This is a genomic window from Pseudomonas sp. FSL R10-1350, assembly GCF_009600525.1.
Lineage (GTDB): Bacteria > Pseudomonadota > Gammaproteobacteria > Pseudomonadales > Pseudomonadaceae > Aquipseudomonas > Aquipseudomonas helleri.
In genome coordinates this window covers 1-25,703 of sequence record NZ_WIVR01000030.1, presented here as the reverse complement: position 1 = coordinate 25,703, position 25,703 = coordinate 1, and the positions used below count along the sequence as shown (strand labels likewise).

The 25,703-nt window shown below is 60.5% G+C and carries 26 protein-coding genes, 1 pseudogene and 1 riboswitch; of the genes and pseudogenes, 18 read left to right on the top strand and 9 right to left on the bottom strand.

What is annotated here, in order from left to right:
- Positions 1-250: 250 nt before the first annotated feature.
- The 4 genes from codB (at position 251) to GHO25_RS14700 (ending at position 5,112) form a co-directional block, all read left to right on the top strand.
- Complete coding sequence (gene codB / locus GHO25_RS14715; protein WP_048370653.1) at positions 251-1,501, top strand: cytosine permease; 1,251 nt, start codon at positions 251-253, stop codon at positions 1,499-1,501.
- Entirely contained in the window at positions 1,498-2,721 is a 1,224-nt protein-coding gene (locus GHO25_RS14710; protein ID WP_048370655.1) for a PucR family transcriptional regulator, read from the top strand. The genes codB and GHO25_RS14710 overlap by 4 nt, the downstream gene beginning before the upstream one ends.
- Positions 2,718-3,959: a cytosine deaminase gene (gene codA / locus GHO25_RS14705; protein WP_153391093.1), complete on the top strand. Its 1,242-nt coding sequence runs from the start codon at positions 2,718-2,720 to the stop codon at positions 3,957-3,959. The genes GHO25_RS14710 and codA overlap by 4 nt, the downstream gene beginning before the upstream one ends.
- A gap of 127 nt (positions 3,960-4,086) precedes the next feature.
- Complete coding sequence (locus GHO25_RS14700) at positions 4,087-5,112, top strand: hypothetical protein (RefSeq protein WP_153391092.1); 1,026 nt, start codon at positions 4,087-4,089, stop codon at positions 5,110-5,112.
- Positions 5,113-5,184: 72 nt separating this feature from the next.
- Here GHO25_RS14700 and flgE read toward each other — a convergent pair whose 3' ends face one another.
- The 6 genes from flgE to GHO25_RS14670 all read right to left on the bottom strand — a co-directional run bounded on the left by flgE (position 5,185) and on the right by GHO25_RS14670 (position 10,202).
- Positions 5,185-6,513 carry a flagellar hook protein FlgE gene (gene flgE / locus GHO25_RS14695; RefSeq protein ID WP_048370659.1) on the bottom strand — a complete coding sequence of 443 codons (1,329 nt, stop codon included), beginning with the start codon at positions 6,511-6,513 and terminating at the stop codon, positions 5,185-5,187.
- A gap of 10 nt (positions 6,514-6,523) precedes the next feature.
- A complete protein-coding gene (flgD, locus tag GHO25_RS14690) occupies positions 6,524-7,249 on the bottom strand; it encodes a flagellar hook assembly protein FlgD (RefSeq protein ID WP_153391091.1) in 726 nt (241 codons plus the stop codon).
- Positions 7,250-7,264: 15 nt separating this feature from the next.
- Positions 7,265-7,708, bottom strand: a complete 444-nt coding sequence (gene flgC, locus GHO25_RS14685; RefSeq protein ID WP_048370663.1) for a flagellar basal body rod protein FlgC — start codon at positions 7,706-7,708, stop codon at positions 7,265-7,267.
- Positions 7,709-7,711: 3 nt separating this feature from the next.
- On the bottom strand, positions 7,712-8,119 hold the full coding sequence (gene flgB / locus GHO25_RS14680; protein ID WP_048370664.1) for a flagellar basal body rod protein FlgB: 408 nt from the start codon (positions 8,117-8,119) through the stop codon (positions 7,712-7,714).
- A gap of 277 nt (positions 8,120-8,396) precedes the next feature.
- Complete coding sequence (cheR, locus tag GHO25_RS14675; protein WP_153330123.1) at positions 8,397-9,224, bottom strand: protein-glutamate O-methyltransferase CheR; 828 nt, start codon at positions 9,222-9,224, stop codon at positions 8,397-8,399.
- 45 nt (positions 9,225-9,269) lie between these two features.
- Positions 9,270-10,202, bottom strand: coding sequence for a chemotaxis protein CheV (locus GHO25_RS14670; protein ID WP_153391090.1), 933 nt, complete (start codon positions 10,200-10,202; stop codon positions 9,270-9,272).
- Positions 10,203-10,277: 75 nt separating this feature from the next.
- Here GHO25_RS14670 and flgA point away from each other — a divergent pair, with 75 nt between their 5' ends.
- From flgA to GHO25_RS14650, 4 genes are all read left to right on the top strand, one after another.
- Positions 10,278-11,048: a flagellar basal body P-ring formation chaperone FlgA gene (gene flgA, locus GHO25_RS14665; RefSeq protein WP_173430610.1), complete on the top strand. Its 771-nt coding sequence runs from the start codon at positions 10,278-10,280 to the stop codon at positions 11,046-11,048.
- 140 nt (positions 11,049-11,188) lie between these two features.
- Positions 11,189-11,518: a flagellar biosynthesis anti-sigma factor FlgM gene (flgM, locus tag GHO25_RS14660; protein ID WP_153391089.1), complete on the top strand. Its 330-nt coding sequence runs from the start codon at positions 11,189-11,191 to the stop codon at positions 11,516-11,518.
- Between the two features lie 49 nt (positions 11,519-11,567).
- Entirely contained in the window at positions 11,568-12,035 is a 468-nt protein-coding gene (locus tag GHO25_RS14655) for a flagella synthesis protein FlgN (protein WP_048370672.1), read from the top strand.
- Between the two features lie 134 nt (positions 12,036-12,169).
- The gene (locus tag GHO25_RS14650; RefSeq protein ID WP_153330132.1) at positions 12,170-12,862 is read left to right on the top strand and encodes a flagellar brake protein; all 693 of its coding nucleotides are present in this window, start codon (positions 12,170-12,172) and stop codon (positions 12,860-12,862) included.
- Positions 12,863-12,925: 63 nt separating this feature from the next.
- Here the strand turns inward: GHO25_RS14650 and GHO25_RS14645 are convergent, their stop codons facing one another.
- Positions 12,926-14,257: an MFS transporter gene (locus GHO25_RS14645; protein WP_153391088.1), complete on the bottom strand. Its 1,332-nt coding sequence runs from the start codon at positions 14,255-14,257 to the stop codon at positions 12,926-12,928.
- Between the two features lie 272 nt (positions 14,258-14,529).
- On the opposite strand from GHO25_RS14645, the gene GHO25_RS14640 reads away from it, so the two are divergent.
- Positions 14,530-14,796, top strand: a complete 267-nt coding sequence (locus GHO25_RS14640; protein WP_153330121.1) for a hypothetical protein — start codon at positions 14,530-14,532, stop codon at positions 14,794-14,796.
- Here the strand turns inward: GHO25_RS14640 and GHO25_RS14635 are convergent.
- Complete coding sequence (locus GHO25_RS14635) at positions 14,790-15,551, bottom strand: FadR/GntR family transcriptional regulator (protein WP_048389530.1); 762 nt, start codon at positions 15,549-15,551, stop codon at positions 14,790-14,792. The genes GHO25_RS14640 and GHO25_RS14635 overlap by 7 nt on opposite strands.
- Positions 15,552-15,819: 268 nt before the next feature.
- Here GHO25_RS14635 and GHO25_RS14630 point away from each other — a divergent pair, with 268 nt between their 5' ends.
- The 9 genes and pseudogenes from GHO25_RS14630 (at position 15,820) to GHO25_RS14590 (ending at position 24,518) form a co-directional block, all read left to right on the top strand.
- The gene (locus GHO25_RS14630; protein ID WP_153391087.1) at positions 15,820-16,560 is read left to right on the top strand and encodes an SDR family oxidoreductase; all 741 of its coding nucleotides are present in this window, start codon (positions 15,820-15,822) and stop codon (positions 16,558-16,560) included.
- A gap of 153 nt (positions 16,561-16,713) precedes the next feature.
- Complete coding sequence (locus GHO25_RS14625) at positions 16,714-17,562, top strand: fumarylacetoacetate hydrolase family protein (RefSeq protein ID WP_153391086.1); 849 nt, start codon at positions 16,714-16,716, stop codon at positions 17,560-17,562.
- 13 nt (positions 17,563-17,575) lie between these two features.
- Positions 17,576-18,853 (top strand): L-fuconate dehydratase, encoded by a 1,278-nt coding sequence (locus GHO25_RS14620; protein WP_048370685.1) that lies wholly within the window; start codon positions 17,576-17,578, stop codon positions 18,851-18,853.
- A gap of 32 nt (positions 18,854-18,885) precedes the next feature.
- Positions 18,886-19,749, top strand: coding sequence for an amidohydrolase (locus tag GHO25_RS14615; RefSeq protein ID WP_153391085.1), 864 nt, complete (start codon positions 18,886-18,888; stop codon positions 19,747-19,749).
- Positions 19,746-20,521 (top strand): annotated as a pseudogene (locus GHO25_RS14610) (SDR family oxidoreductase). Before GHO25_RS14615 ends, GHO25_RS14610 begins: the two are co-directional and overlap by 4 nt.
- Positions 20,522-20,675: 154 nt before the next feature.
- A complete protein-coding gene (locus GHO25_RS14605) occupies positions 20,676-21,902 on the top strand; it encodes a sugar MFS transporter (RefSeq protein WP_153391084.1) in 1,227 nt (408 codons plus the stop codon).
- A 49-nt stretch (positions 21,903-21,951) separates the two neighbouring features.
- A complete protein-coding gene (locus tag GHO25_RS14600) occupies positions 21,952-23,268 on the top strand; it encodes an MFS transporter (RefSeq protein ID WP_153391083.1) in 1,317 nt (438 codons plus the stop codon).
- Between the two features lie 149 nt (positions 23,269-23,417).
- Positions 23,418-23,525: riboswitch (cobalamin riboswitch) on the top strand.
- 27 nt (positions 23,526-23,552) lie between these two features.
- Positions 23,553-23,765, top strand: a complete 213-nt coding sequence (locus GHO25_RS14595; RefSeq protein ID WP_048370696.1) for a CbtB-domain containing protein — start codon at positions 23,553-23,555, stop codon at positions 23,763-23,765.
- Positions 23,766-23,780: 15 nt separating this feature from the next.
- Complete coding sequence (locus GHO25_RS14590) at positions 23,781-24,518, top strand: CbtA family protein (protein WP_082148739.1); 738 nt, start codon at positions 23,781-23,783, stop codon at positions 24,516-24,518.
- Positions 24,519-24,593: 75 nt separating this feature from the next.
- On the opposite strand, the gene GHO25_RS14585 is transcribed toward GHO25_RS14590, so the two are convergent.
- On the bottom strand, positions 24,594-25,703 hold a 1,110-nt coding region (locus GHO25_RS14585; protein WP_153391082.1), incomplete at its 5' end, for an efflux transporter outer membrane subunit.

The following is a 25,703-nucleotide window of genomic DNA, read 5'->3' as shown; positions in this document are numbered from 1 at the left end:
GCAAGCTCGCTCCTACCGAGGGGTTACCTTTCTCCCCGCCTAAAACAGTGCACGCGCGCTTCAAAATAAAGCAAAATGCACACCATCCTTATAAAAATACAACTCGGTATGTGCACAGTGAACACCCTTCATTATTACTTCTGCCCGCTTTTATTCAGCATGTTGCCACCTAGTAAAATAGGCCCGGTAATTGCTTTGGCCCAGCCAGGCCACGGACCACGGCCAACCCACTAAAGGCGGAGAAAATCTCATGAGTTCACACGGTGAATTTGCGTTGAGCGAAGCACCCAGCACTGCTCGCAAGGGCCTGCTACCGATATCGATGGTGTTGTTCAGTTTTACCTTTTTCACCGGCACCATGTTCGCCGGCGGCAAGTTGGGCATGGCGTTCAATTTTGTCGACATGCTGTGGATTGCCGCTATCGGCAATGGTTTGCTAGCCCTGTATGCCGCCGCGCTGGCGCTGATCGCATCGCGCAGCGGGCTGAATACGGTGTTGATGGGGCGCTTTTGCTTTGGCGAGGCCGGTAGCCGTCTTTCGGACTTTATCTTGGGGTTCGCCGAACTGGGCTGGTACGCCTGGGGCGCGGCGACGGTGGCGATTGTGCTGGTCAAAATGCTCGGCCTGGCCGAAGGCTTTACCGTCCCGCTGATGATCGTGTTTGGCTTTGGCTTCAGCATTACCGCCATCATCGGCTTTAAAGGGCTGGATGTGCTGTCGCGCATTTCAGTGCCGTTGATGCTGGTGCTGATGATTGTCTCGATGGCCCTCGCCACCCAGCACGTCGGCGGTTTCAAGGCGCTGGCAGCGGTGATCCCGCATGAAACCATGACCTTCTCGGCCGCGATCACCATGGTCTTCGGCACCTTCGCCAGCGGCGCGACGCAAGCCACCAACTGGACGCGCCTGTCGCGTACCGGGCGGGTTGCAGTCATCGCCAGCGTGGTCAGCTTTCTGCTCGGCAACGGCCTGATGGTGGTCGCCGGTGCCTGGTGCGCCATCGTTTACCAACAGGCCGATATCGTTGAAGTGATGATGCTGCAAGGCTTGTCATTCGCCGCGGTGATTATGCTGTGCCTGAATTTGTGGACCATTCAGGGCCCGACCATTTACAACGTGTCGGCCGCTGCCTGCCACTTGGTGCGCACTGAACGTCGCCGCACCATGACCCTGATTGCCGCCGCCATCGGCGTGGTGCTGGCCATCGGCGGCATGTATGAAATGCTGATTCCGTTTCTGGTGCTGCTCGGCTCGGTGATCCCGCCCATCGGCGGCGTGATCATGGCCGACTTCTGGTATCGCCATCACGGCAAGTACCCGCAACTGGCCTCGGTCAGCCTGCCACGCTACAACCTGCGGGGCCTGGTATCGTATGCCGTGGGCGCCGTGCTGGCCTACTCATCGCCCTGGATCGCGCCGCTGGTAGGCATTGCCGCTTCGGCCCTGTGCTACGTGGTGCTGCTTGAGATCGGCAAACACCGCACGCAGGAGGCGGTTTGAGCCTCACCGTTGAAGAAATTCTGGCGCTGCCCGGCCTTGAAGAAATGGCCATTCGGGCAGGAGCCCGCAACCTGCATCGCACCGTGCGCTGGTCGTACGTGGCCGAGAACGAAGGCATTGGCGAGTGGGTGATGGGCGGCGAGTTGGTGTTTGTCACCGGGATTAACCACCCCCGCGACGAAGCCAACCTGCTGCGCCTGGTGCACGAAGGTGATGCCAGCGGCATCGCCGGGCTGGTGATTCTGACCGGCGAGGCGTTTATCCGGCGCATCCCCCAGGCCGTCGTGGAACTGGCCGAGCACTATGGCTTGCCGCTGATAGAGCAGCCGTACCTGCTGAAGATGGTCATCGTCACGCACCTGATCGGCACGGCGCTTGTGCAAATGGCCCAGGCCAAGCGCTCGCGCCATGACATTCTGGCGCAATTGCTCAGCGGCGATTACCCAAGCCTTGCCACCGCCCGCCAACGTGCCGCGCATTTAAAGCTGCCGCTGGACAGCCCGCGACGCCTGGTAGCGCTGCGCCTGTCGGCGGTTGCAACGCTGTTTGACAACCACGCCCCGGATGAAGCCGAGCGCTTGCTGCAACTGATTCGTCAGGCAGTCCAGGACCACCTCGACGCCTGGAGCCGTGCCCTGCCGGATGCGCTGCCAGTGGTGGTGCAAGGCGATCTGTTTATCTTGCTGCTGGCAGACCACGACAACGTTCGCGCCGACCTGGCCCGCCTCTCTCAGCAGTTGCAACCGGTGATCGGCGACCTGGCGCTGTTTATGGGGCTGGCAAGCAAGGTCGACGCCTGTGAGCACTACCCTCAAGCCCTCAATCAGGCCCGTCAGGCGCTGGACGTTGCCGAGAACCTGCGCCCGGCCACCGGCCTGTGCGACTTCAACGAACTGGGTGTGCTGCGCTTGCTGCAGGCCATTGGCGATCGCTCGGTGATCGACCTGTTCGTCAAGCAAACCCTCGGGCGGATGATCGAAAGCCGCCGCAAACAGCCCAACAGTTTGATCGACACCCTGGACGCCCTGCTCCAGGAAAACGGCAACGCCCTCAAGGCCGCGCAGCGTTTAAGCATCCACCGCAACACCCTGAACCAACGGATTCAACGTATCGAGCAGCTCAGCGGGCAATCGCTCGATGATCCACTTTTTAGAATGAACGCTTCGGTCGCCCTGCTGGTATGGCGCATGACCGAAGCCCAACGACAGGACCGACCATGAACATCATCAACGCCACCTTGCGCAAAACAACAGGCCTGTACACGGTCAGCTGTGAAGGCGAGCGCATCAGCGCCATCACCCTGCAAACCGGCAGCGTCGCGGCACAACCCGGCGATATCGACGCTCAAGGCCAATTGGTGATCGCACCGCTGGTTGAGCCGCATATCCATCTGGATGCAGCGCTCACCGCCGGCCAACCCGAATGGAACCTCAGCGGTACGCTGTTCGAAGGCATCGAGCGTTGGGCCCAGCGCAAAGAAACCATCACCCACGAAGACACCAAGCAGCGCGCCCACACCACCATTCGCATGCTGGCCGAAAACGGCATTCAGCACGTGCGCACCCACGTCGACGTCACCGACCCGACACTCGCAGCGCTCAAGGCCATGCTCGAAGTGCGTGAAGAAGCGCGCCACCTGATCGACCTGCAAATCGTGGCCTTCCCCCAGGAAGGGATCGAGTCGTACGCCAATGGCCGCGAACTGATGACCCGCGCCGTGGAGATGGGCGCAGACGTGGTGGGCGGGATTCCGCACTTTGAAAACACCCGCGACCAGGGCGTCAGCTCGATCAAGTTTTTGATGGACCTGGCCGAGCGCACCGGTTGCCTGGTGGACGTGCACTGTGACGAAACCGACGACCCGCACTCGCGCTTTCTCGAAGTGCTGGCCGAAGAAGCTCGCGTGCGCGGCATGGGCAGCCGGGTCACGGCCAGCCACACCACCGCCATGGGTTCTTACGACAACGCTTACTGCTCCAAGCTGTTTCGCCTGCTCAAGGCCTCGGGCATCAACTTTGTCTCGTGCCCGACCGAAAGCATCCACTTGCAGGGCCGTTTCGACACCTTCCCCAAACGCCGCGGCGTGACCCGCGTGGCCGAACTGGACCGCGCCGGCATGAACGTCTGCCTGGGCCAGGACTCGATCAAAGACCCGTGGTACCCGCTGGGCAACGGCAACATCCTGCGCGTGCTGGATGCCGGTTTGCACATCTGCCACATGATGGGCTTTGAAGACCTCAAGCGCTGCCTGGACCTGGTCACCGACAACAGCGCGCGCACCCTCAACCTGGGCGAAGGCTATGGCATTGCCGTCGGCCGTCCGGCCAATCTGGTGATCCTCGACGCAGAAAATGATTACGAAGTGTTGCGCCGCCAGGCCAAGGCTCGCGTCTCGATCCGCGCCGGTAAGGTGCTGATGAACCGCGTTCCTGAGCGCGTTGAGCTGATCGGCGCGTGATCAAGCCCCGCCAGCCGCCGCCTCGGGGCAGCGGCTGGCGGGTTATCGAGCCCTGCACGTTTACGGCATAATGTGCACCGCTGGACAACCCGACCTTGGGCTAACGCACACTTAAAAGCATGGATGTATGGATTCCTCCCACCTGTTGTACCTGCTGTACGGTGGTAATGCCGTTTACCGCCAAGAAGCCAAACTCAGCATCCTGTCGGCCCTGCGCGAACGACGCACGCCCGACAGTTTCACCATCACGTTAATGACCGATGAGCCCCAGACCTTTGAAGGCTGGCCCGTCACGGTCATCGCCCTGAGCACCGAGCTACTCACGCAGTGGAAAGGCGCCTACGGTTACACCCATCGCCGCAAAGCCTGCGCCATCGCCGCCGGGGCCAAACTCGCGGACAAGACCATCTTCGTCGACACCGACACGGTGTTCTTCAAAGACCCGGCCCTGCTGTTTGAACGCGTCAGCGATCAGCAGTACTTAATGGATGAATTTGAATGGGAGTGGGCCGAAGCCAAGTTGCGCGCCGATTACGTGGCGTTTTCAGATGAACTGATCGCCAACGGCAAAGCCCCTGCCGACAGCCTCAAGCTGTACAACAGCGGGATTTGCGGCATGACCCGCGCCAATGCCGGGCTGCTGGACAAGGCCATCGCGCTGATCGATGAATGGAACGGGCATTACGCCAAGCTGCACACCATCGAGCAGATCGCCGTGTCCTTTGCCATGGCCGGCACTAACGTGGTGACCGCCAATGACTGCATCCACCACTACTACTCCAAAAAACGCTATCACCACACGATGAACCAAGGGTTCTTCGAGCATCACGGTGAACGCTACCACGCCGACCTGCCGACCCTGGCAGCCTCGGTGCCGGTGCACTTCCCCAAGCCGTCCTTGCTTGCCAAGGTCAAGGCGCAACCGCGCCTGATCGCTGTCAACAAAGCGTTCAGGCCTGCGGCCAAATTGATGATTCAGGGGCAAAAAGTGGCCACGGCGGAGTATCTGCAGCCTTATTGCCGCAAAGCCCTGTGGGTCAGGGCGATTGAGTTGCTGCAGCAAAAGCACGCAACCGCCCGGCAAATCGAGCATTTGATCAAGATCTGCATCGCCCCGGCGCAGCAGGCCGAGTTCAGGGCGTTGCTTAACTAAAACCTTGCCTCGCGATCTTTTGATCTTTTAAAAGATCGCGAGGCAAGCTCGCTCCTACAGGTTCGGCGGTTATCAGGTCATCTGGATGATGGTCTGCATGATGGTGCTTTGGGTCGAGATGGTTTTGGCGTTGGCCTGGTAGTTGCTCTGCGCCTTGATCAAGTCGACCAGCTCGTTGGTCAGGTTGACGTTGGAGTCTTCCAGCGAGTTAGAGGCAATGGCGCCCAACGTGCCGGTTTTCGGCACGTCAAAACCGGCCTGTCCCGAGGCGTAGGTTTCTTTCCAGGCGGTGCCGCCTACCGGTTGCAAGCCCTGCTCGTTGGTAAAACTAGCCAAGGAGATCTGGCCAATGGCACGGCTCTGGTTGTTGCTGAAGTTGGCGAACATCACGCCCGAACCATCAATGGTCAGGTTGTTGATGTGGCCGGTCGCGTAGCCGTCCTGGGTAGGCGGGTTGCGGGCGGTGTCGGTATTGTACTGAGTGGTATTGGCCATGTTGATGGCAATCCCCTTCTCGTTGGCCCCCGCGCCATTGGACACCCACGCACCGTTCACGGTCGCGCCCGGCATCCAGTTACTGATGGTCAGCGTGCTGCTGACGATCGGGTCCCCACCGGCCACCGGATTAGGCGTGGTCACACTGACCAAGCCGCCGCTGGAATCAAAGCTCATAGTCGAGGGCACGGGCGCTTTGGCGTTTTCGCCGGTGGCCACGCTGCCATCGGGGTTGCGGCCGTCAATCAGGGTGTAGGTGTTCCAGGTGTTGGAACCGGTCTTGACCATGTACTGATCCATCGGGTGCGGGTTGCCCTGGGTATCGTAAATGGTGGTGCTGAATTTTTTGCTGTAGGACGACGTCTCATTCGGGTCGAACGGCGTGGTGGTCTGGTTGATCACGTCCGACGTGGAGTTCAGGTTGATCGTCGAGTCCACTTTGCTGCTGGCTTTAGGCGCCAGGTTCGAGGTGTCGATGCGCAGGTCGGTCAACACGCTGGTGTTGATCACGCCGTTAGCGTCCACGCCATAACCTTGCAGGCGCGCCGTGCCATTGGTATTGGTCACGTAGCCGTCTTTGTCAGCCTTGAACGTACCGGCCCGGGTGTAGCTCAGGGCGCCGTTGTCGCTCAGCACGAAGAAGCCGCTGCCTTCAATGCCCATGTCCAGCAGGTTGCCGGTGTTGTTGACCGCACCCTGGCCAAAGTTTTGCGACACGTTGGCCAGGTTGACGCCGCTGCCGATGGTCTTGCTGCCCACGCCCAGCTTGCTGGCCGAGTACACGTCCGCGAATTCGGCACGCGAAGACTTGAAGCCCGTGGTGGCAACGTTGGCAATGTTGTTGCCGGTCACGTCGAGTTGTTTGTTGGCTGCATACAGGCCGCTAAGGCCGATATTGAATGACATATGTCTCTCCTTAAAGGCCTATCGTCTGGACTTTTGATATACCAATGCTGCCCAGCCCGGCGAGGTTGAGCATGATTTCGCCACCGGTCTTGCTCAGGGTCACGCTGTTAACCGTGGCTGGCAGGTAGGTGGTCAACGCCGTTGTACCGGCGTCGGTTTTGGTCGAGGCGCTGAAGGTGTAAGAGCCCTTCTCCAGCAGCTCGCCGTTGGCGTCTTTGCCGTCCCAGGTGAAGTCGACATTGCCGGCCTTCTGCACACCCATGTCGATGGTTCTGACCACTTCGCCGTCGGCATCCTTGATGGTGATGGTCGGCCGCGAGTCGGCGTCTTTGACCACCACGGTGCCGCTGAACGGTTTGCCGCTCGACGGGTCGACATAGGCTTCGCCGGTTTGCACGATCACCGAGCGACCCACCAGCGACGACGCTTGCAACGCTTGCGAAGACTGCAAGCCGCCCGACAACGAGGTCACGGTATCGTTGAGGGTGGTGATGCCTTCCAGGCTGCTGAACTGCGCCAACTGCGCGACGAACGCGGTGTTGTCCTGCGGGTCGAGCGGGTTCTGGTTTTTCAGTTGGGTTACCAGCAGTTGCAAGAACGCGTCCTTGCCCAGCGACTGGTTGCCGGTTACCGCCCGGGATGCCGCGCCCACGCTGGTGTCGGTGGTGGTGGTCCGGGCAGAGTTGGCGAGGATCTGATTGAGGGTCAAACCACTGGTGCTATCGGTCACGCTCATGAGTGTCGCCCCTTATCACTGACCGAGGGTCAGGACCTTCTGCATCATGGTTTTGGCGGTGTTCATCATTTCAGCGTTGGTCTGGAACGAACGGCTGGCAGAAATCATGTCGGCCATTTCTTCAACCACGTTGACGTTGGGGTAGTACACGTACCCTTTGGCGTCGGCAGCCGGATGGTTGGGTTCATAACGTGCTTGCAACTCGCTCTGGTCTTCGACCACGCCCAACACCTGCACGCCCTGACCGGCAGCGTCCTGATTGTTGAACAGCGAGTCGCCGTTACCGCCCTGCGCGCCCTGGAACATGGTGGCGAACACCGGGTGCCGGGCGCGGTAGGTCTGATCGATGCTCGACGACACGGTTTCGGCGTTGGCGATGTTACTGGCGACGGTGTTCAGGCGGGTGGTCTGAGCGCTCATGCCGCTGCCGGCAATGTTGAAAACACTGGCTAGGGACATGACTTACTCTCCACGCAGGGCCGACATCAGCCCTTTGAATTTGCTGTTGAGCAGCGTAAAGCTGGCCTGAAAGTTGACCGCGTTTTCGGCGTAGTTCGACTGTTCGAGCTGAGCGTCCACGGTGTTCTGGTCGATGGAAGGCTGCATCGGCGTGCGGTACTGCAGCGATTCATCGCCACTGCTCAGGCCTTGCGCTTCGATATGACGGCTGTTGGTCATGTTCAAGGCAAAGGTGCCGTTCTGGTTTTTATCGTTTTGTGCGGCGAGCACAGACGCGAAATCCAGATCCCGAGCCTTGTAGTTCGGGGTGTCGGCGTTGGCGATGTTGTTCGCCAGCACTTCCGCGCGCTTGGCGCGAAAGCCCAGGGCTTGCTCATGGATACCGAGCGCTTTATCGAAGCTGATGCTCATGTCGGGAAACCTGTGTGGACTGGCCTGAGCGTGTACTTCAGGCATTGCATGACATGAACACAGCAAACCCCGTGCCAGTTTGCGCAGGGCCGTGTTTCAAGGGTTTGCGGGGGGGATGGAAAGCGGCAACGGCCCAAAAGCGGCAACGGATTTCCGCTGCCTGCCGCTTTTCTGCCGTCCAGAGAACGGCACAACACCCTGTAGGAGCGAGCTTGCCTCGCGATCTTTTAAAAGATCAAAAGATCGCGAGGCAAGCTCGCTCCTACAGGGGCAGCGTTTATTTCGCCTGGTAGATGATCCCAGGGCTGCACTGGACCATCTGGTAGTGATCAGGCAAGCCGTTCAGCGCTTCGGAGGCACCTAAAAACAGGTAACCGCCCGGTTTCAGGGTGCTGTGGATGCGCAGCAGGATGTCTTTTTTCACTTCAGCCGAAAAGTAGATCAATACGTTGCGGCAGAACACGACGTCGAATTTGCCGAACCCGGCGTAGCTGTCCAGCAGGTTGAAGGGGCGGAACTCGACACGACTTTTGATCGGCGCCTTGATCACCCAGCGGCCCGGGCCTTTGGGCTCGAAGTAACGCTGCAAACGCTCTTGCGACAAGCCGCGGCCGATGGCCAGGCTGTCGTATTCACCGCTTTTGCAGATGTTGAGCATCGAACTGGACAGTTCGGTGGCGACGATTTGCACACCCGCTTTCAATTGCCCCAGGTTGCTGCGCTCGAACTCATCAATCGCCATCGACAGCGAGTACGGCTCCTGCCCCGACGAGCATGCCGCCGACCAGATGCGCAGGCGCTGGCCCGGATGGGCCTTGATCAGCTCGGGCAGGACTTTGTTTTTCAGCACTTCAAAGGGATAGGTGTCGCGAAACCACAGGGTTTCGTTGGTGGTCATGGCATCGACCACCTGCTCGCGCAAGCCGCTGCGTGGCTGGCTCTGAATGCGCTGAATCAGCTCGCCCAGGGTTTTGATCCCCTGCTGCTCCATCAGTTTGTTAAGACGGCTGGAGACCAGGTATTGCTTGTTTTCACCGAGCAAAATGCCACAGGCTTTTTCCAGGAAGACCCGGAATTGTTCAAAATCCAAATTAGCCGTCGACAAGTGATCGTGCCTCTAAAAACCTATTGATCGCCATGGGCATCGCCCCTAGCTGTGATCTGCTGCCTTGATCCGGTCGACAACCCGGGATGCCAGGTCATCAGGGCGGAACTTGGCCAAAAAGTCATCCGCGCCGACTTTCTTGACCATCGCCTGATTGAAAACACCGGACAACGACGTATGCAGAATGATGTGCAAGTCTTTCATCCGCGGATCGTTACGGATCTCGGCGGTCAGGGTGTAGCCGTCCATTTCGGGCATCTCGATGTCCGAAATCATCATTAAAAACTCGTGCGCCGGGTCTTTGCCTTGCTCGATCATCGCGCGCAGGTACTCCAGCGCCTGGCGCCCGTCATTGAGTGAAACCACCTCAACCCCGACCGATTGCAGGCAACGGGCAACCTGTTTGCGCGCCACCGACGAATCATCCACGGTCAGCACCCGCAACGACAGAGCTTTTTCCTGGGTCTCAACGTCCACCACACCGTGAGAGATGGTTTCCGGTGAGGGCGACACTTCAGCCAGCACTTTTTCAACGTCGATGATTTCGACTAACTGATGGTCCAGTTGAGTCACAGCTGTCAAATAATGGTCACGCCCGGTGCCCTTGGGTGGCGGATGTATGGCCTCCCAGTTCATGTTGACGATGCGTTCCACCGCACCCACCAAAAACCCCTGAGTCTTGGTGTTGTATTCGGTGATGATCACAAACGGATTGCTGTGGTCTCTCAGAGCCCCCGCACCGGTGGCCATCGCCAGATCGAGAATCGGGATGGTTGCGCCGCGAATGCTGGCCACGCCGCACACCACCGGGTGGGATTTGGGCATCACGGTCAGCTTGGGGCATTGCAGCACCTCGCGGACTTTGAACACATTGATCCCGTAGAGCTGCGGCCCACCCAGACGAAACAGCAACAGCTCCAGGCGGTTTTGCCCGACCAGTTGAGTGCGCTGGTTAACCGCATCCATCACCCCAGCCATACTCAGCTCCTTTAAAAATCGTTAAGTTGCGACACGCTGCCCGGTAAACGGCACGGGCTTTGCTATTTATCCGCCATGAAGCCGAAAACGACAAAAACCTGCCACCGATCACGCTTTCAGCCCTTGCGTCGCTGCGCACTGCGCCTGCTCGCGGCCGGGTGCCTGCTGAGTGTAGGCACACCTGCCGGTGCCGACACATTTACCTCTTCTGACCAGCTTATCGGCGTGACCCAAGGGTTTCTTGAGTTCACCGTCGAAGACTATTTGGCCACGGGGCAAATTGAGGGCCGCTACGAGATCCAGGTCAATCAACTGGACCCGCGCGTGCGCCTGGCGCATTGCGACAAGGATTTGACAGCCACCCTCGAAAGCCCTGCCCAGCCCATGGGCCGCGTGACGGTCAGGGTACGCTGTGAAGGTAGCTCGCCGTGGACCATCTTTGTACCGGCACAGGTCAAGTTATTCCGAGATGTGGTCACGGTCACGCATCCACTCAAGCGCGGGGCGATTATCGACTATGGTGATGTGACCTTGCGCGAGCGCGATGTCGGCCTGATCAGCCAGGGGTATCTCACCGCCGTGGAGTTGGCGGTGGGGCAAAAACTGCTGCGCCCGGTGGTCTCCGACCAGGTGCTGACACTCACGCATCTGGAGCAGGCCGCGACGGTGCGCAAGGGTGACCACGTGATTATCAGTGCCCGCAGTGGCACATTAAGTGTCAAAATGCCCGGCGAAGCGCTGTCCGATGGCGGCCTCAGCGAGCAGATCCGGGTTAAAAACCTGAATTCAAACCGGATCATCAAGGCCCGCGTGACGGCGCCTGGTCAGGTTGAAGTCGCGTTGTAGAGCGTTTGGCGTGTTTCTCTCAGCCGGCGTTGACGCAGATCAGTACAGCGTTGTGTGAAGCTATGATTAATCGGGCCTAAAGTTTTCTCGGGTTTGGCCGAAAACAAGGCAAGCGTCCAAATACCCAGAGGTTTTTCGTTATGGTTATCGACTTTAGTCGTCTCAACAGCGCCCCACCCCTGCCCGGCAGCACGCGCAGCAACGCCAACCAGGAAGCAGGCAGCGCCACGCAAGCGGCCCCTGCAGCCAAAACCGCTGAAAACACCGGCTCCGAAGCCGCGAGCGGTGAATCTGTGCACCTGAGCCCGCAAGCTCAACAGCTGCAGAAAGTCAGCGATTCGCTGCGTGATCAGCCAGTGGTCAACAAAGAACGTGTGGCCGCGTTGAAACAAGCCATTGCCGAGGGCAGTTACACCGTCGACAGCAACAAGGTCGCCAGCAAACTGCTGAATATCGAAGCCGAGCGCTAGGCCCAGGGCCGGTGCCAGGCTTTTGGACGCCTAATTCCTAGAGCCCGACATGCACGACGAGAATCTGCTGCAACTGATCAATGACGACCTGGCACCTGCCGAGCAACTGCTGGGCCTGTTGCAGGACGAGTCTGTCGCCCTCAAGGGGCGCGACATGGTGCTGCTGGAAAACATTCTGGCGCGCAAGCATTCATTGGTTATCTTGCTTGAGCAGCATGGCCGCAAACGCAGCGAAATCCTTGCCAGCCTCGGCTTGCCGACCAATCGCAGCGGCCTCGAAAGCCTTGCCAGCCACTCAAGCGTGGGCGATCAATTGCTCAGCCAAAGCGAGTTGCTGAACCAGTTGCTGGCTCAGTGCCACGCCGCCAACCAGGCGAACGGCCAGTCGATCCAGACCCAACAGGCGATCACCGCCAACCAACTGCGCATCCTCCACGGCGGCGAAACGCCCTCGCTGTATGACGCGCGCGGCACCACCTCGCTCCTCAACAAACACCGCGCTTACAGCCAGGCCTGAGCCTGCACTATCTACACCCGCAGCATGATGGCAGAATGCCCTTTTTTGCGTGTTGCCGTTTTTTGTCTGGAGATTGACGACCCGTGCTAGATGCCCAAGATGCTCCGCAACCGCCCAAGGTGCTGACGACGCCGATGGAGATCGCCTCAAATTTGCGGATGCTACAAGAGAGCCATGACCCGCTGATCATCACCTTCAACGACCGTACCCAACGTTTTCAGAGCTACATGGTGGATGTGGACCGTGACAACCAGCTTATGACCCTGGACGAAATGGTCCCACGGGACGGCGAGCGTTTTCTGGCGGCGGGCATTCCTTTTCGGGTCGAAGGTTTCCACGACGGCGTGCGCATTGCCTGGGAATGCAACACCCCGCTGAGCATCGACGACAGCGGCCCGCACCGTTGCTATCACGGCGCGTTGCCCAAAGAAGTGATCTACCACCAGCGCCGCAATGCGTTCCGCGCCGCCCTGAAACTGGCGCACCTGGTGGACGTCAACGTGGCGGGCGACAAGCTCGGCAAAGCGATCAAGGGCAAATTGCTGGACGTGTCAGCCACCGGCTGCAAATTGCGTTTTGAGGGTGATATCAGCGAGCTCATCCAGCTGGGCCAGGTGTACGAGCGCTTCAGCGCCGCCCTGCCCTTCGGCCACATGACTACCCCGGTCGAGTTGCGCCACCTGTACTTCGAAGAGCGCCTGAACATCACCTTTGCCGGCATGCGCTTTCACAACATCAGCGGTGCAGTTCAGCGCCAGGTCGAGCGTTTTGTTTACCAGTTGCAGCGCGATGCCCGCCGGTTCGACAAGGATGACGATTTTTACTGAGTGCCCGGCCTGATCTTGCTCGCGATCTTTTGATGTTTAAAAGATCGCGAGGCAAGCTCGCTCCTACAGTTTGGGGTCAGCCTCGGGGCCGCCGAATTCCGGGGCTATTTCTGGCTCAATTTCAGGCTCGACCCCTTCGACCATTTGCTCCTGCACCACCTGCTCATCGACCCGTGGGTCAAGTGCTGCGGCCAAGGGCGAGGTGGACATGCTGTCAGGCATGGCAACGTGTTGCAGCGGTGCGTCGTCGACCTGGTGCAAATTGGTGACCGCGTTCGGGCGAATGCGCCACACCAGAATCAAGCTGGTGAAGCTGAAAAACGCATACAACATATGGCTGCCGAGCACTTTCATCAGCACCCCGGCTACCAGCGGGCCGACGCTGGCGCCAATGCCGTAGGTGACCAGAAGCATCGCGGTCAGCGACACCCGGCGCTCGCTTTCGATGTGGTCGTTGGCGAAGGCCACGGCCAGCGGGTAAATGCAAAACTGCAGCAATGCGCTCAAGAACCCCGCCACGAACAGCACCTCGACAGGCACCTGCGGGAAGATCGCCAGCGGCAACGCCGCCGCACACAGCAACAGCGCAAACACGCGAATCAGCAGTGGCCGGTCATAGCGGTCCGACAACCAGCCCAGCGGCCATTGCGCCAGCAACCCGGCAAAAATACAGCAGCCCATGTACCAACCGACCAGCTCGGTAGACAACCCTTGCTGCGAGGCGTAAAGCGGCGCCAAACCGTAGAACGCACCAATCAACAGGCCTGCGCCCATCACTGCGATCAGCGATTGCGGCACCCGCTTGATAAAGAATTTAGGGTCCATGGGCGCGGGCCGCAACGGCGCCGGGTGGATGCGACGGGTCATGGCCACCGGCACCAGACACAAGGCAAAACACATGGCTACGAGCATCAGCAGTTCAAGGCCCAGTTGCGGGTGAACCACCAGAATCAGCTGCCCGAGCACCAGCCCCAGGTACGAGGCGATCATGTACAGGCTGAACACCACGCCGCGCTGTTTGGCGTCGGCCTGCTCGTTAAGCCAGCTCTCGATGACCATGTACTGGCACATCATGCCCAGGCCGACGATCAGACGCAGCAGCAGCCAGATCGGCAGCCAGTCGGTCAAACCGTGACACAACACCGCCGCACCGACGATCCCGGCACAGGTGGCGTACGCCCGGATATGCCCCACGCGGGCAATCAGCCGGTGCCCAAGCTTGCCGCCCAGCACCAGACCAAAATAGTTGGCCGCCATCAAGGCACCGACCCATAAGCCGTCGACGTCATCGGCAGCCAGGCGCAACGCCAGGTAGGTGCTCAACAAACCTGAGCCGATCAACATCATCAGCGAGGCAAAATACAACGCTCGAAACGACTTCCAGATTTGGCGCATTGGCTTTCCGTACGGCTCCTTGTGCATGGTCCATGGATTCAAACAGGCAGTGGCGACCTGAACGACTAAGCCCAAGCCACCAAAATACGCAGTACACCTTCAAAAAAACAAGTAGTCGCTGCCGCAGGCTAAGAAGGGTTGCAGCGCAACCCGTTTCTCAAACCCTCCAGCACCTCCCCGTTACCCACCTCTGGATACCACCCCCGGACGTGAGATACATTCAAGGCGCGATCTACCAAAACAGCAGCCCCTCAACCGACAAAGGGTGCCACTTGAATAAAAATCAAAAATTGCGAACCTTCGACCTGATCCGTGAAGCGGTACTGCCTGAGTACCGCGACCGTGTAGACGACTACCTGACCTTGTACGAACACGCGTTGCATGCTGAACCTGCCGACGCCGAGAAGTTGCATGCCATGGCCCATGAGCTTAAAGGCTACCTGCGCGGCCTCAACACCACCCGCGTGATCGGCATGGCCGATTTTGAAGAGCTCGACCGCCGCGTCACCGAGTCCTGGCTGGAAGTTGAGCCTTACTGAGCGTTGCGGCTAAAGATGCGGATCACTTCATCCAGATGCTCAGCCATGGCCTGACGCGCCGCATCCGGGTCATGTTGCTCCAGTGCCTGAAGCACGCGCCGGTGCTCGTCCTCCGAGCGGTGCGGCATGTCATCTGAGGTGTAGTGGCTTTGCAGGCGCTGGAACATGCTGCCGTAGCTGTGCCCCAGCAAGTGCTGAATCATCAATGCGTAGGCCGGGTTGTCCGACGCCTGGGCAATGCGGATATGAAACAAGCGGTCGCCGGGGTGCGTGTGCGAACCCTCGCGGTTGTCTTGCACATTGCGCTCAAACGCTTCGCGGATCCCGGCGAGTTCTTCATCGCTGGCGTTCACGGCCGCCAGCGCCGCCGCTTCAGGCTCGATCAAGCGCCGCGCCTGGAGCAAGGCGAACGGCGGGATCTCGGCGCTGAAATCCACGGCAATGCCCAACTCCGGGTCCAGCTCGCGCCATTGGTCACGGGTGGCCTGGGCCATCACCGGCTCATTGGACACCGCCTGCACCGGCGGCTCACACACCAACACACCATTGCCGACGCGCACATCCACCAGGCCGATCACTTCCAGGGCAATCATTGCTTCGCGCACCGACGCCCGGCTCACGCCCAATAACTTGGCCAATTCGCGTTCGGCGGGTAGCCGACTGCCCGGCGGGAATTCACCGCTGTCGATCAAGGCCCGCAACTGATCGGCGATCTGCCGATAAAGTCTTTGGTTATCAATAACTTGGAATGGCATCGTGAAATTGGCTCTGGTCTGTGCAACGGCTCGCGAGCGCTTTTTGAAAAAAAAGTCACTTGTTGAAGCGTGAGGTGCATGCTAAAAAAGGTTCAATGGCCTGACCATTGGATGGATAACGTACAGCGATCATAGCTAAAAACGTATCCCGACGCTGCGTCGTTTTGCCAGTTGCTACGCCCACAATGGCCTGACCATTAGTCCAAAAGGCACAATGGCGAAGGGTTCAGGCCAACAATAAAAACAATCACATCGTTACGGAGTACCCATGGATCTTTCCGGCAAACGCGTGCTGATCACGGCCGCAGCCCAAGGCATTGGCCACGCCAGTGTCCAGGCATACCTCGCCGCTGGCGCCGAAGTCTTCGCCGCCGACATCAATGCTGGCGCCCTCGACGCTCTTACAGGCGCTCACAAAATTGTTCTGGACGTCACCGATGCCGCCGCCATTGAGCGCCTGGCCAACGAGCTTGGCCCGCTGGATGTGCTGTTCAACTGCGCAGGCGTGGTACACAGCGGCAACATCCTGGAGTGCAGCGAAAAAGACTGGAACTTCGCCCTCGACCTCAACGTCACCGCCATGTACCGCATGATCCGCGCCTTTTTGCCGGGCATGCTGAGCAACGGCGGCGGCTCGATCATCAACATGGCCTCGGTGGCCTCCAGCGTCAAAGGCGTGCCAAACCGCTTTGCTTACTGCGCCAGCAAAGGCGCGGTGATTGGCCTGACCCGCTCGGTGGCGGCAGACTTTGTTAGCCAGAACATCCGCTGCAACGCCATCTGCCCCGGCACCGTTGACTCCCCTTCCCTGCGCCAGCGCATCCGCGAGCAAGCCGAACGCGAAGGCCGCAGCGTGGACGAGGTATACGCCGCTTTCGCCGCGCGCCAACCCATGGGCCGCATCGGCACCGCCGAAGAAATCGCCCAATTGGCCCTGTACCTGGGCTCAAGCGCCAGCGGCTTCACCACCGGCACCGCACAAATCATTGATGGCGGCTGGAGCAACTGATCCCGCCCAATTCAGGTAGTCGCTGCCGAAGGCTGCGATAAGGGCCGCAGGACCTTCGCTTTTAAAAGCGCGGCCCCTTCGGGCTCGATCGCAGCCTGCGGCAGCGACTACAGGACATTTGTGCACTCTTTTAATGAAAACAAAGGACTCTTTATGAAACTGCTGCGCTACGGCGAAAAAGGCCAGGAACGTCCCGCTCTGCTCGATAACAACGGTGATCTGCGTGACTTGTCCGCAGTGGTCACGGATATCGCAGGCGAGGCCCTCAGCCCGCAAAGCATTGCCCGCCTGCAAGACATCGACCCGGCCACCCTGCCGCTCGTCCAAGGCTCGCCACGGATCGGCGCCTGCGTCGGCCAGGTCGGCAAGTTCATCTGCATCGGCCTCAACTACGCCGACCACGCCGCTGAAACCGGTGCGGCCATCCCGGCTGAGCCGGTGGTGTTCAACAAGTGGACCAGCGCCATTGTCGGCCCGAACGACAACGTCGAAATCCCGCGTAACTCCCGCAAGACCGACTGGGAGGTCGAGCTGGGTGTGGTCATCGGCAAGGGCGGCCGCTACATCAGCGAAAGCGACGCGCTGGAACACGTGGCCGGCTATTGCGTGATCAACGATGTGTCCGAGCGCGAGTTCCAGCTGGAACTGGGCGGCACCTGGGACAAAGGCAAAGGCTGCGACACCTTCGGCCCGCTCGGCCCATGGTTGGTGACCCGTGATGAAATCGCCGACCCGCACCAGCTCGACCTGTGGCTGGAAGTCGACGGCCAGCGCTACCAGAACGGCAACACGCGCACGATGATTTTCCAGATCCCTAAAATCGTCAGCTACCTCAGCCAGTTCATGAGCTTGCAACCCGGCGACGTGATCTCTACCGGCACCCCGCCCGGCGTCGGCCTGGGCATCAAACCAGACCCTGTGTACCTGCGTGCGGGCCAACACATCCGCCTGGGCATCAGCGGCCTGGGTGAACAAAACCAACGCACCGTCGACGCCGAATAAGCCGGAGAACGCCATGACTACCATTACTGCTGTACGGGTTGAAGACATTCGCTTCCCCACTTCGCAATCGCTGGACGGCTCGGATGCGATGAACCCGGACCCGGATTACTCCGCGGCCTACGTCATCCTCGAAACCGACACCCCGAACCTCGAAGGCCACGGCCTGACCTTTACCATCGGCCGTGGCAACGAGATCTGCTGCGCCTCGATCAAGGCCCTGGCAGGCCTGATGGTCGGCCTCAAGCTTGAGTGGATCGCCGAAGACATGGGCCGCTTCTGGCGCTACGTGACCAGCGACAGCCAGCTGCGCTGGATTGGCCCGGACAAGGGCGCCATCCACTTGGCCACCGGCGCGGTGGTCAACGCTGCCTGGGACCTCTGGGCCAAGGCCGAAGGCAAGCCGGTGTGGCGTCTGGTGGCCGACATGAGCCCCGAGCAACTGGTGCGCTGCATAGATTTTCGTTACATCACCGACTGCATCACCCCCGACGAAGCCCTGACCCTGCTGCGCGAGCGCGCCCACGGCAAAGCCGAGCGTTTGGCCCTGCTCGAAGCTAAAGGTTATCCGTGCTACACCACCTCGGCCGGCTGGCTGGGCTACGCCGACGAGAAGCTCCGTCGCTTGTGCCAGGAAGCCGTCGACGCGGGCTTCTCGCACATCAAATTAAAAGTCGGCCACGACCTGCAAGACGATATCCGCCGCGTGCGCATTGCCCGCGAAGTGATCGGTCCGGACCGCAAGCTGATGATCGACGCCAACCAGGTCTGGGAAGTCGACGCGGCCATTGACTGGGTACGTGAGCTGTCGTTCGCCCAGCCGTGGTTTATCGAAGAACCGACCAGCCCGGACGACGTCGAAGGCCACCGCAAAATCCGCCTGGGCGTCAGCCCGGTCAAGGTCGCCACCGGCGAAATGTGCCAGAACCGCATCGTCTTCAAGCAACTGATCATGCGCGAAGCGATCGACGTGGTGCAGATCGACGCCTGCCGCCTGGGCGGGGTCAACGAAGTGCTGGCCGTCATGCTCATGGCCGCCAAATACAACTTGCCGGTCTGCCCGCATGCCGGTGGCGTGGGCTTGTGCGAGTACGTGCAGCACCTGTCGATGATCGACTACCTGTGCATCGCCGCCACCCATGAAGGCCGCGTGGTGGAGTTTGTTGACCACCTGCACGAACACTTCGAAGACCCCTGCGTGATCCGCGACGCCGCCTACATGCCGCCACAGGCGCCGGGCTTCTCGATCCAGATGAAAGCCGCCTCCCGCGAGCAGTACCGCTACCGGGGCTAAACCAGCGTTTGAAGGGACGGAGTACAACAACAATGTCGTCCACACAGCCACCACGCCTGGATGCGCATCAGCACTTCTGGCGGTATGACGCAGCCGGTTACCCGTGGATCAGCCACGACATGCCCGGCCTGCGCCGCGACTTTATGCCCGACGACCTGCGCCCCTTGCTCGATCAGGCAGGGCTCGACGGCTGCATTGCCGTGCAAGCCCGCGCCTGCGAAAGCGAGACCGACTGGCTGTTGAAGCTGGCCGGGCAATACCCGTGGATTCGCGCCGTGGTGGGCTGGGTCGACCTGTGCGCCGCCGACCTTGAACACTCGCTGGAACGCTGGGCGCAGGCCTCGGTGCTGCGCGGGTTTCGTCATCAGTTGCAAGACGAACCCGCGCCTGCCGAGTTCATGCAACGGGCCGATTTCAACCGTGGCCTGGCGACGTTACAGCGCCAGGGCAAGGTCTATGAAGTGCTGATCAAGGCCTGCGACCTGAGCGCCGCAACGCAGCTGTGCCAGCGCCATGACCAGCATCACCTGGTGCTCGACCACCTCGCCAAGCCAAACGTGCAGGCCAATAACCTGCGCCAATGGGCCGAGCAACTGGCGCCGCTGGCCGCATTGGCGCATGTCAGTTGCAAATTGTCGGGGCTGGCGACCGAGGCCGATTGGCAACACTGGCAGCCCGAACAACTGACCCCGTACCTGGACACCGCGCTGCACCTGTTTGGCCCTGAACGCTTGATGTTCGGTTCCGACTGGCCGGTGTGCCTGCTGGCCAGCGACTACCGCACCACCCACACCCTGGTCGACAGCGTATTGCAGCACCTGAGCGCCGCCGAACAAGCGGCGATTTGGGGCGCCAACGCCTGCGCCGTCTACGGGCTTGAAGGAGTGACACGATGAATCTGCATCTGCAAGACAAGGTCTTTATCGTCACCGGCGGCGGCTCCGGCATTGGTGCCGCGATTTCCCTGGGGCTGGCCGATGAAGGCGCGATCCCGGTGATTTTCGGCCACAGCCCGCTGTCGGATGAACTCGCCCGGCAACTGGATCAACGCGGCGCACAAAGCCTGTTTGTGCAGGTCGAACTGCGCGACGAAGACGCCTGCCGCGCCGCCGTCGCCAGCGTGCTGCAACGCTTCGGGCGCATCGACGGGCTGGTCAACAATGCCGGCGTCAATGACAGCGTGGGCCTGGACGCCGGGCGCTCGGCCTTTGTCGAGTCGCTGGAAAAAAACCTCATCCACTACTACCTCATGACCCACCTGTGCGTCGACGCGCTCAAGGCCAGCCGTGGCTCCATCGTCAATATCAGCTCCAAAACCGCCCTCACCGGCCAGGGCGGCACCAGCGGCTACACCGCCGCCAAAGGCGCGCAACTGTCGCTGACCCGCGAGTGGGCCACCTCGTTGCTGGCCGATGGCGTGCGGGTTAACGCGGTCATCCCCGCCGAAGTCATGACCCCGCTGTACGAGCGCTGGATCAACAGCTTCGACGACCCGCAGGCCAAGCTGGCGAGCATCGTCGAGAAAATCCCCCTCGGCCAGCGCATGACTACTTCAGAAGAAATCGCCGACAGCGTGCTGTTCCTGTTATCCCCCCCGCCTCCCACACCACCGGGCAATGGCTGGTGGTCGACGGCGGCTACACCCACCTGGACCGGGCACTGACATGAGCCACCCATGCACTGACCCTGTGGGAGCGGGCTTGCTCGCGATACAGGCGACGCGCGCTGCCTGATACACCGCACAGATGCCATCGCGAGCAAGCCCGCTCCCACAAGAATTGATCCATGCAAGTCGCTCACAACAATAAGAAGGAGATGCGTCATGTCACTCAAGCACTCGAACGTCGCCGCGCCGCCCTTTACCAAGGCGGTGACGTCTTACCGCTGGGCACTGATTCTGGTGACCTGCCTGTTCTTTCTCTGGGGGTTGTCGTATGGCTTGCTGGATGTGCTCAACAAGCACTTCCAGGAAACTCTGCACGTCAGCAAGGCCCAGTCCGGCTTGCTGCAAAGCGCGTACTTCGGCGCCTATTTTCTGATCGCCCTGCCCGCCGGGTTCTTGATGGACAAGTACGGCTACAAGGCGGGCATTCTGCTCGGCCTGTGCCTGTATGCCTGCGGCGCCCTGCTGTTCATGCCCGCCGCGGCCGCGCAAAGCTTTCAGTTCTTTTTGTTCGCGCTGTTTGTGATTGCCTGCGGCCTGGGCTGCCTCGAAACCGCTGCCAACCCGTATGCCACGGTGCTGGGCTCACCGGATGGGGCTGAGCGGCGCTTGAACCTGGCGCAGTCATTCAATGGCCTCGGGCAGTTTTTTGGCCCCTTGATCGGCGGTGCGCTGTTCTTCAGTGGTGCCAACAGCACTGACACCACCCAGTCGCTGCAAATGACCTATCTGGTGATTGCCTCGCTGGTGCTGCTGGTCGCCGTACTGATCGCCCGCACCCCGCTGCCGGACCTGCGCGAACAAGAAGTTCAGGCCCAGCAACTGAGTGATAAAGGCCTGTGGCAACACCGCGAGTTTGTCACCGGGGTTATCACCCAGTTTTTTTACGTCGGCGCGCAAGTCGGCGTCGGGGCGTTTTTTATCAACTACGTCACCGAGCACTGGGCGCAGATGGGCAGCCAGCAAGCGGCGTATCTGCTTTCGGTGGCCATGCTCAGTTTCATGTTTGGGCGCTTCTTCAGCACCTGGCTGATGGGCCGCGTCAATGCCCAGCGCCTGTTAATGATTTACGCACTGATCAACGTGGCGCTGTGCGCGGTGGTGGTGCTGGGGGTTGAAGGCGTGTCGGTGGTAGCGTTAGTAGCGACCTTCTTCTTTATGTCGATCATGTTCCCGACCCTGTTTGCCATGGGCGTGAAAAACCTCGGCGCGCATACCAAGCGCGGCAGCTCGTTCATGATCATGGCCATTGTCGGCGGGGCCCTGCTGCCCTACGTGATGGGCCTGATCGCCGACCACTCCTCCACCGCCGTGGCGTATCTGTTGCCAATGGGCTGTTTTGTCATCGTTGCGGCCTATGCCCGCTCCGCCTTGAGAGCCCGTTAATCGCTGTCCCTGTTGTTGAACTCCACAAAAAAAATAATCGGAGCCACCCATGTCCAATCCTGTGTTGAATCAGGCGCTCAGCAAGATTCGCTGGCGCATTCTGCCCTTTGTCGCCTTGATGTTCGCGATGGCGATCATTGACCGTTCCAACATTGGCTTTGCCAAACATGCCCTGCAGGCAGACACCGGTCTGAGCAACGCCGCGTTTGCCTTGGGCGCGGGCATTTTCTTTATCGGCTACGCCGTGTTTGAAGTGCCCAGCAACCTGATGCTGCACAAAGTCGGCGCACGCATTTGGCTGAGCCGGATCATGATCACCTGGGGGCTGGTGTCGGCCGCCATGATGTTTGCCCACAACGAAACCAGCTTCTACATCCTGCGCTTTTTGCTCGGCGTGGCCGAAGCGGGACTGTCGCCGGGCGTGGTGCTGTACCTGACCTACTGGTTCCCGCAGAACAAGCGCGGCGCCGCCTATGGCATTTACTACTTCGGCGTACCGGTGTCGCTGATGGTCGGCGGCCCGGTGTCGGGCTGGCTGCTGGAAAGCGCGCAATTTGGCCTGACCGGCTGGCAATGGATGTTCGTCACCGAAGGCCTCGCCGCCTCGGTCATCGGCGTGTTTGCGCTGTTCTACCTCACCGACAAACCGCGTACGGCCAAATGGCTGACCGAGCAAGAAAAAGCCGCGGTCGAGCACGAGCTGGAAAAAGAACACCTGCTCAAGGCTGATACGGGGCCGTCGTCCTGGCGCTCGGCCTTGATCAACCCGACGGTGCTGTACTTCACCCTGATCTACTTCACCATCCAGGTCAGCGTGTACGGCGTGTTGTTTTACCTGCCGACGCGCATCGCCGAACTGCTCGGCACCGGCATCGGCCTGGAAGTCGGCCTGCTGACGTCCATCCCGTGGATCGCCACCGTGATCGTGCTCTACGCGGTCACCCGCTACGCCGACCGAAAAGGCCTGCAAACCCGCTTTGCCGCGCTGATGCTGGCCCTGGCTGCGGTCGGCATGGTCGGTTCGACCTTGAGCGCCAGCCTGCCGCTGGTCATCCTCGCGTTCTGCCTGGCGGCCGCCGGTTTTATCACCGTGCAACCGCTGTTCTGGACCTTGCCGACGCGCTTTCTGAGTGGCGCCGCCGCGGCCAGCGGGATCGCCGTAATCGGCGCCCTGGGCAACCTCGGCGGCTTCCTGGCACCCACGGTTAAAACCTGGGCCGAACAGCAATTCGACAGCACCCATGCCGGCATGTACTTCCTCGCGGCCATGGCGTTGCTGGGTACATTGATGTTGTTGCGCTCGGCCAGAGCGGCGGGCACGCCGAATCAAAAAGTCGGCGCGGCGCGGGCGGCAACGGCGCCATAACACCATCCTCCGCGGAGCTGCCGAAGGCTGCGATCTTTTGACCTTAAAAGATCGCAGCCTTCGTGCCTCGACAGCTCCTACAGTCGTTATTACCCGTCAACGATGAGTCATGGTTTTTTCCCGGGCCAAGCGCGTACACTGCCAGCGTTGTTTCAGTATGTTACGAAGGAAAGAAGTCGGTCCGAATCCGACGCGGTCGCGCCACTGTAGTCGGCACCTTGCCGAGAGCCAGATCTTCCTTTGCCTTTGCACTCTTGCCGGGACGCGTAATCCCAGAGGTAATCATGGTTTCTAACGCTGCTACTCACTCTGACCTCTCCATTCCTGCCATTCCCCTGCGCGATGTATTGCCGTGGGCGATTTTCGGGGGCCTGTTGCTGTTGCTGGCGATTTATTTCGTCGGCGCTGAACAAGGCGCCACCGCCGTCTTCAAGGGCATGTACGTGCACGAGTTCGTACACGACGGTCGCCACCTGCTGGGCTTTCCCTGCCACTGATCCGAGGGGTTTCACATGACTGGTCGTTTACTCGTCAGGGGCATGCTTGTCGGTCTGTTGGCCGGCCTGCTGGCCTTCAGCTTTGCCAAGGTGTTCGGCGAACCCGAGATTGATCGCGCTATCGCCTTCGAAGAAGGCATGTCCCATTCCCACTCCCACGGTGACGCCGAGGAAGAAGAACCCGAGCTGGTCAGCCGCGAAGTGCAAAGCACCTTCGGTCTGTTGACCGGAGTGCTGGTGTACAGCGTGTCGCTGGGCGGCATTTTTGCCCTGGTGTTTGCGTACTCACTGGGCCGTGTCGGTAACGTCGGCCCGCGTGGCCTGGCCGCACTGCTGGCGCTGGCCGCCTTTGTGGTGCTGTATCTGGTGCCGGGGCTGGTGTATCCGGCCAACCCGCCCGCGGTGGGCAACCCGGACACCATCGGCAAGCGCACGCAGTTGTTCTTCCTGATGCTGCTGGTGTCGCTGGCCGCCGCGATCATTGCCGTCAGTGCAGGCCGTAAATTCATCGCCAGCTCTGGTCTGTGGAACGGCGTGATCAAGGGCGTGGTGCTGTACCTGGTGATTGTCTCGATAGCAGGCTTTTTGTTCCCGACGTTCAATGAAGCACCGGACGGTTTCTCGGCCCTGCTGCTGTGGAAATTTCGCGTCGCCTCGCTGGGCATTCAAGCGGTACTGTGGACCGCACTGGGCCTGATCTTCGGCGTCGTCGCCGAACGTTTGCTGCTGCCCAACAAGCCTTACAAAGCGTAAAGCCCTGTAGGAGCTGCCGAGGAACGACGGCTGCGATCTTTTAAAAGATCATAAGATCGCAGCCTGCGGCAGCTCCTACGGGGTTATTGCCCACCCCCCGCCCAAACTCTGGATCAACTCCACGCTGCCCTGGCTCAATTGCCCCTGGGTGTCGCGCAGGTTCTGCTCGGTCTGCAACAAGATCAATTGTTGGGTCAGGACGTTCTGCTGGCTGACGGTGCCGGCTTTTAACTGCGCCTGCTGGCTGCCGAACAGTTGCTGATTGCGCGTGTAGATCTGCTGGTAGGTGTCCGCCTGCACGTGCAGGTGGTTGATCGCCGACAGGTTGTCTTCGACGTTCTGCAAGGCCGACAACACGGTGCCCCGGTAGGTCGCCGCGTCCTGGTCGTAGCTGGCTTGCGCCTGTTGCACTGCCGCTTCGCGGGCGCCGCCGTCAAACAGGGTCGCGGCCAATGCCGGGCCCAGGGTCCAGATGCGGTTCGGCACGCTGAACAGGCTGCCCAGCGCACTGGCGCGATAACCGCCCTCAGCGGTCAAGTCCAGGGTCGGGAAAAACGCCGCGTCAGCCACGCCGATTTTGGCGTTGGCCGCCGCTGCCGTGCGCTCTGCGGCCACCACATCGGGGCGGCGCAGCAACAAATCCGAGGGCAAGCTTAACGGCGGGCGCGGCACCGCAAAGGCGTACTGCGCCACCGACGCCACACTAAATTGCGACGGCGCCTCGCCCACCAGCACCGCCAGGGCATGTTCGTATTGCTCGCGCGAGCGCTGTGCGGTCTGCAACGCGGCCACCACGGTGCTGAGTTGGTCCTGGGCTTGCAGCAGTTGGTCATTGGCCGCCGTGCCCTGGGAATATTGGGCCTGGATCATGTCGAGTAATTGCTGGTTGATCTGCTGCTGTTGCTGCAACAACCCGATGTCGATGTCCTGTTGGCGCAGGGCCAGGTAATTGCTTGCCACACTGGCGCTGATGGACAAACGCACCCCGGCTAACAAGGCGTCGGAGGCTTGCGCAGAGGCGCTGCTGGACTCAATGCCGCGTCGCACCTGGCCCCATAAATCCGGCTCCCAACTGGCGGTCAGGGTGGCGCTGACCGAGTTCTCAACCCCGCCTGCGCTGCTCGCCCCGCTGCTGGAACCGCTGCCGCCCACCCCGCGTGAGCCGGAAAGCCCGGCGCCCAGGGT

Bases quoted from the DNA above. Each gene is read 5' to 3' on its own strand.
- codB (WP_048370653.1), top strand. From the start codon at position 251: ATGAGTTCACACGGTGAATTTGCGTTGAGCGAAGCACCCAGCACTGCT.
- codA (WP_153391093.1), top strand. From the start codon at position 2,718: ATGAACATCATCAACGCCACCTTGCGCAAAACAACAGGCCTGTACACG.
- GHO25_RS14700 (WP_153391092.1), top strand. From the start codon at position 4,087: ATGGATTCCTCCCACCTGTTGTACCTGCTGTACGGTGGTAATGCCGTT.
- flgE (WP_048370659.1), bottom strand. From the start codon at position 6,513: ATGTCATTCAATATCGGCCTTAGCGGCCTGTATGCAGCCAACAAACAA.
- flgD (WP_153391091.1), bottom strand. From the start codon at position 7,249: ATGAGCGTGACCGATAGCACCAGTGGTTTGACCCTCAATCAGATCCTC.
- flgC (WP_048370663.1), bottom strand. From the start codon at position 7,708: ATGTCCCTAGCCAGTGTTTTCAACATTGCCGGCAGCGGCATGAGCGCT.
- flgB (WP_048370664.1), bottom strand. From the start codon at position 8,119: ATGAGCATCAGCTTCGATAAAGCGCTCGGTATCCATGAGCAAGCCCTG.
- GHO25_RS14670 (WP_153391090.1), bottom strand. From the start codon at position 10,202: ATGGCTGGGGTGATGGATGCGGTTAACCAGCGCACTCAACTGGTCGGG.
- flgA (WP_173430610.1), top strand. From the start codon at position 10,278: ATGAAGCCGAAAACGACAAAAACCTGCCACCGATCACGCTTTCAGCCC.
- flgM (WP_153391089.1), top strand. From the start codon at position 11,189: ATGGTTATCGACTTTAGTCGTCTCAACAGCGCCCCACCCCTGCCCGGC.
- GHO25_RS14655 (WP_048370672.1), top strand. From the start codon at position 11,568: ATGCACGACGAGAATCTGCTGCAACTGATCAATGACGACCTGGCACCT.
- GHO25_RS14650 (WP_153330132.1), top strand. From the start codon at position 12,170: ATGGAGATCGCCTCAAATTTGCGGATGCTACAAGAGAGCCATGACCCG.
- GHO25_RS14645 (WP_153391088.1), bottom strand. From the start codon at position 14,257: ATGCGCCAAATCTGGAAGTCGTTTCGAGCGTTGTATTTTGCCTCGCTG.
- GHO25_RS14635 (WP_048389530.1), bottom strand. From the start codon at position 15,551: ATGCCATTCCAAGTTATTGATAACCAAAGACTTTATCGGCAGATCGCC.
- GHO25_RS14630 (WP_153391087.1), top strand. From the start codon at position 15,820: ATGGATCTTTCCGGCAAACGCGTGCTGATCACGGCCGCAGCCCAAGGC.
- GHO25_RS14625 (WP_153391086.1), top strand. From the start codon at position 16,714: ATGAAACTGCTGCGCTACGGCGAAAAAGGCCAGGAACGTCCCGCTCTG.
- GHO25_RS14620 (WP_048370685.1), top strand. From the start codon at position 17,576: ATGACTACCATTACTGCTGTACGGGTTGAAGACATTCGCTTCCCCACT.
- GHO25_RS14615 (WP_153391085.1), top strand. From the start codon at position 18,886: ATGTCGTCCACACAGCCACCACGCCTGGATGCGCATCAGCACTTCTGG.
- GHO25_RS14605 (WP_153391084.1), top strand. From the start codon at position 20,676: ATGTCACTCAAGCACTCGAACGTCGCCGCGCCGCCCTTTACCAAGGCG.
- GHO25_RS14600 (WP_153391083.1), top strand. From the start codon at position 21,952: ATGTCCAATCCTGTGTTGAATCAGGCGCTCAGCAAGATTCGCTGGCGC.
- GHO25_RS14595 (WP_048370696.1), top strand. From the start codon at position 23,553: ATGGTTTCTAACGCTGCTACTCACTCTGACCTCTCCATTCCTGCCATT.
- GHO25_RS14590 (WP_082148739.1), top strand. From the start codon at position 23,781: ATGACTGGTCGTTTACTCGTCAGGGGCATGCTTGTCGGTCTGTTGGCC.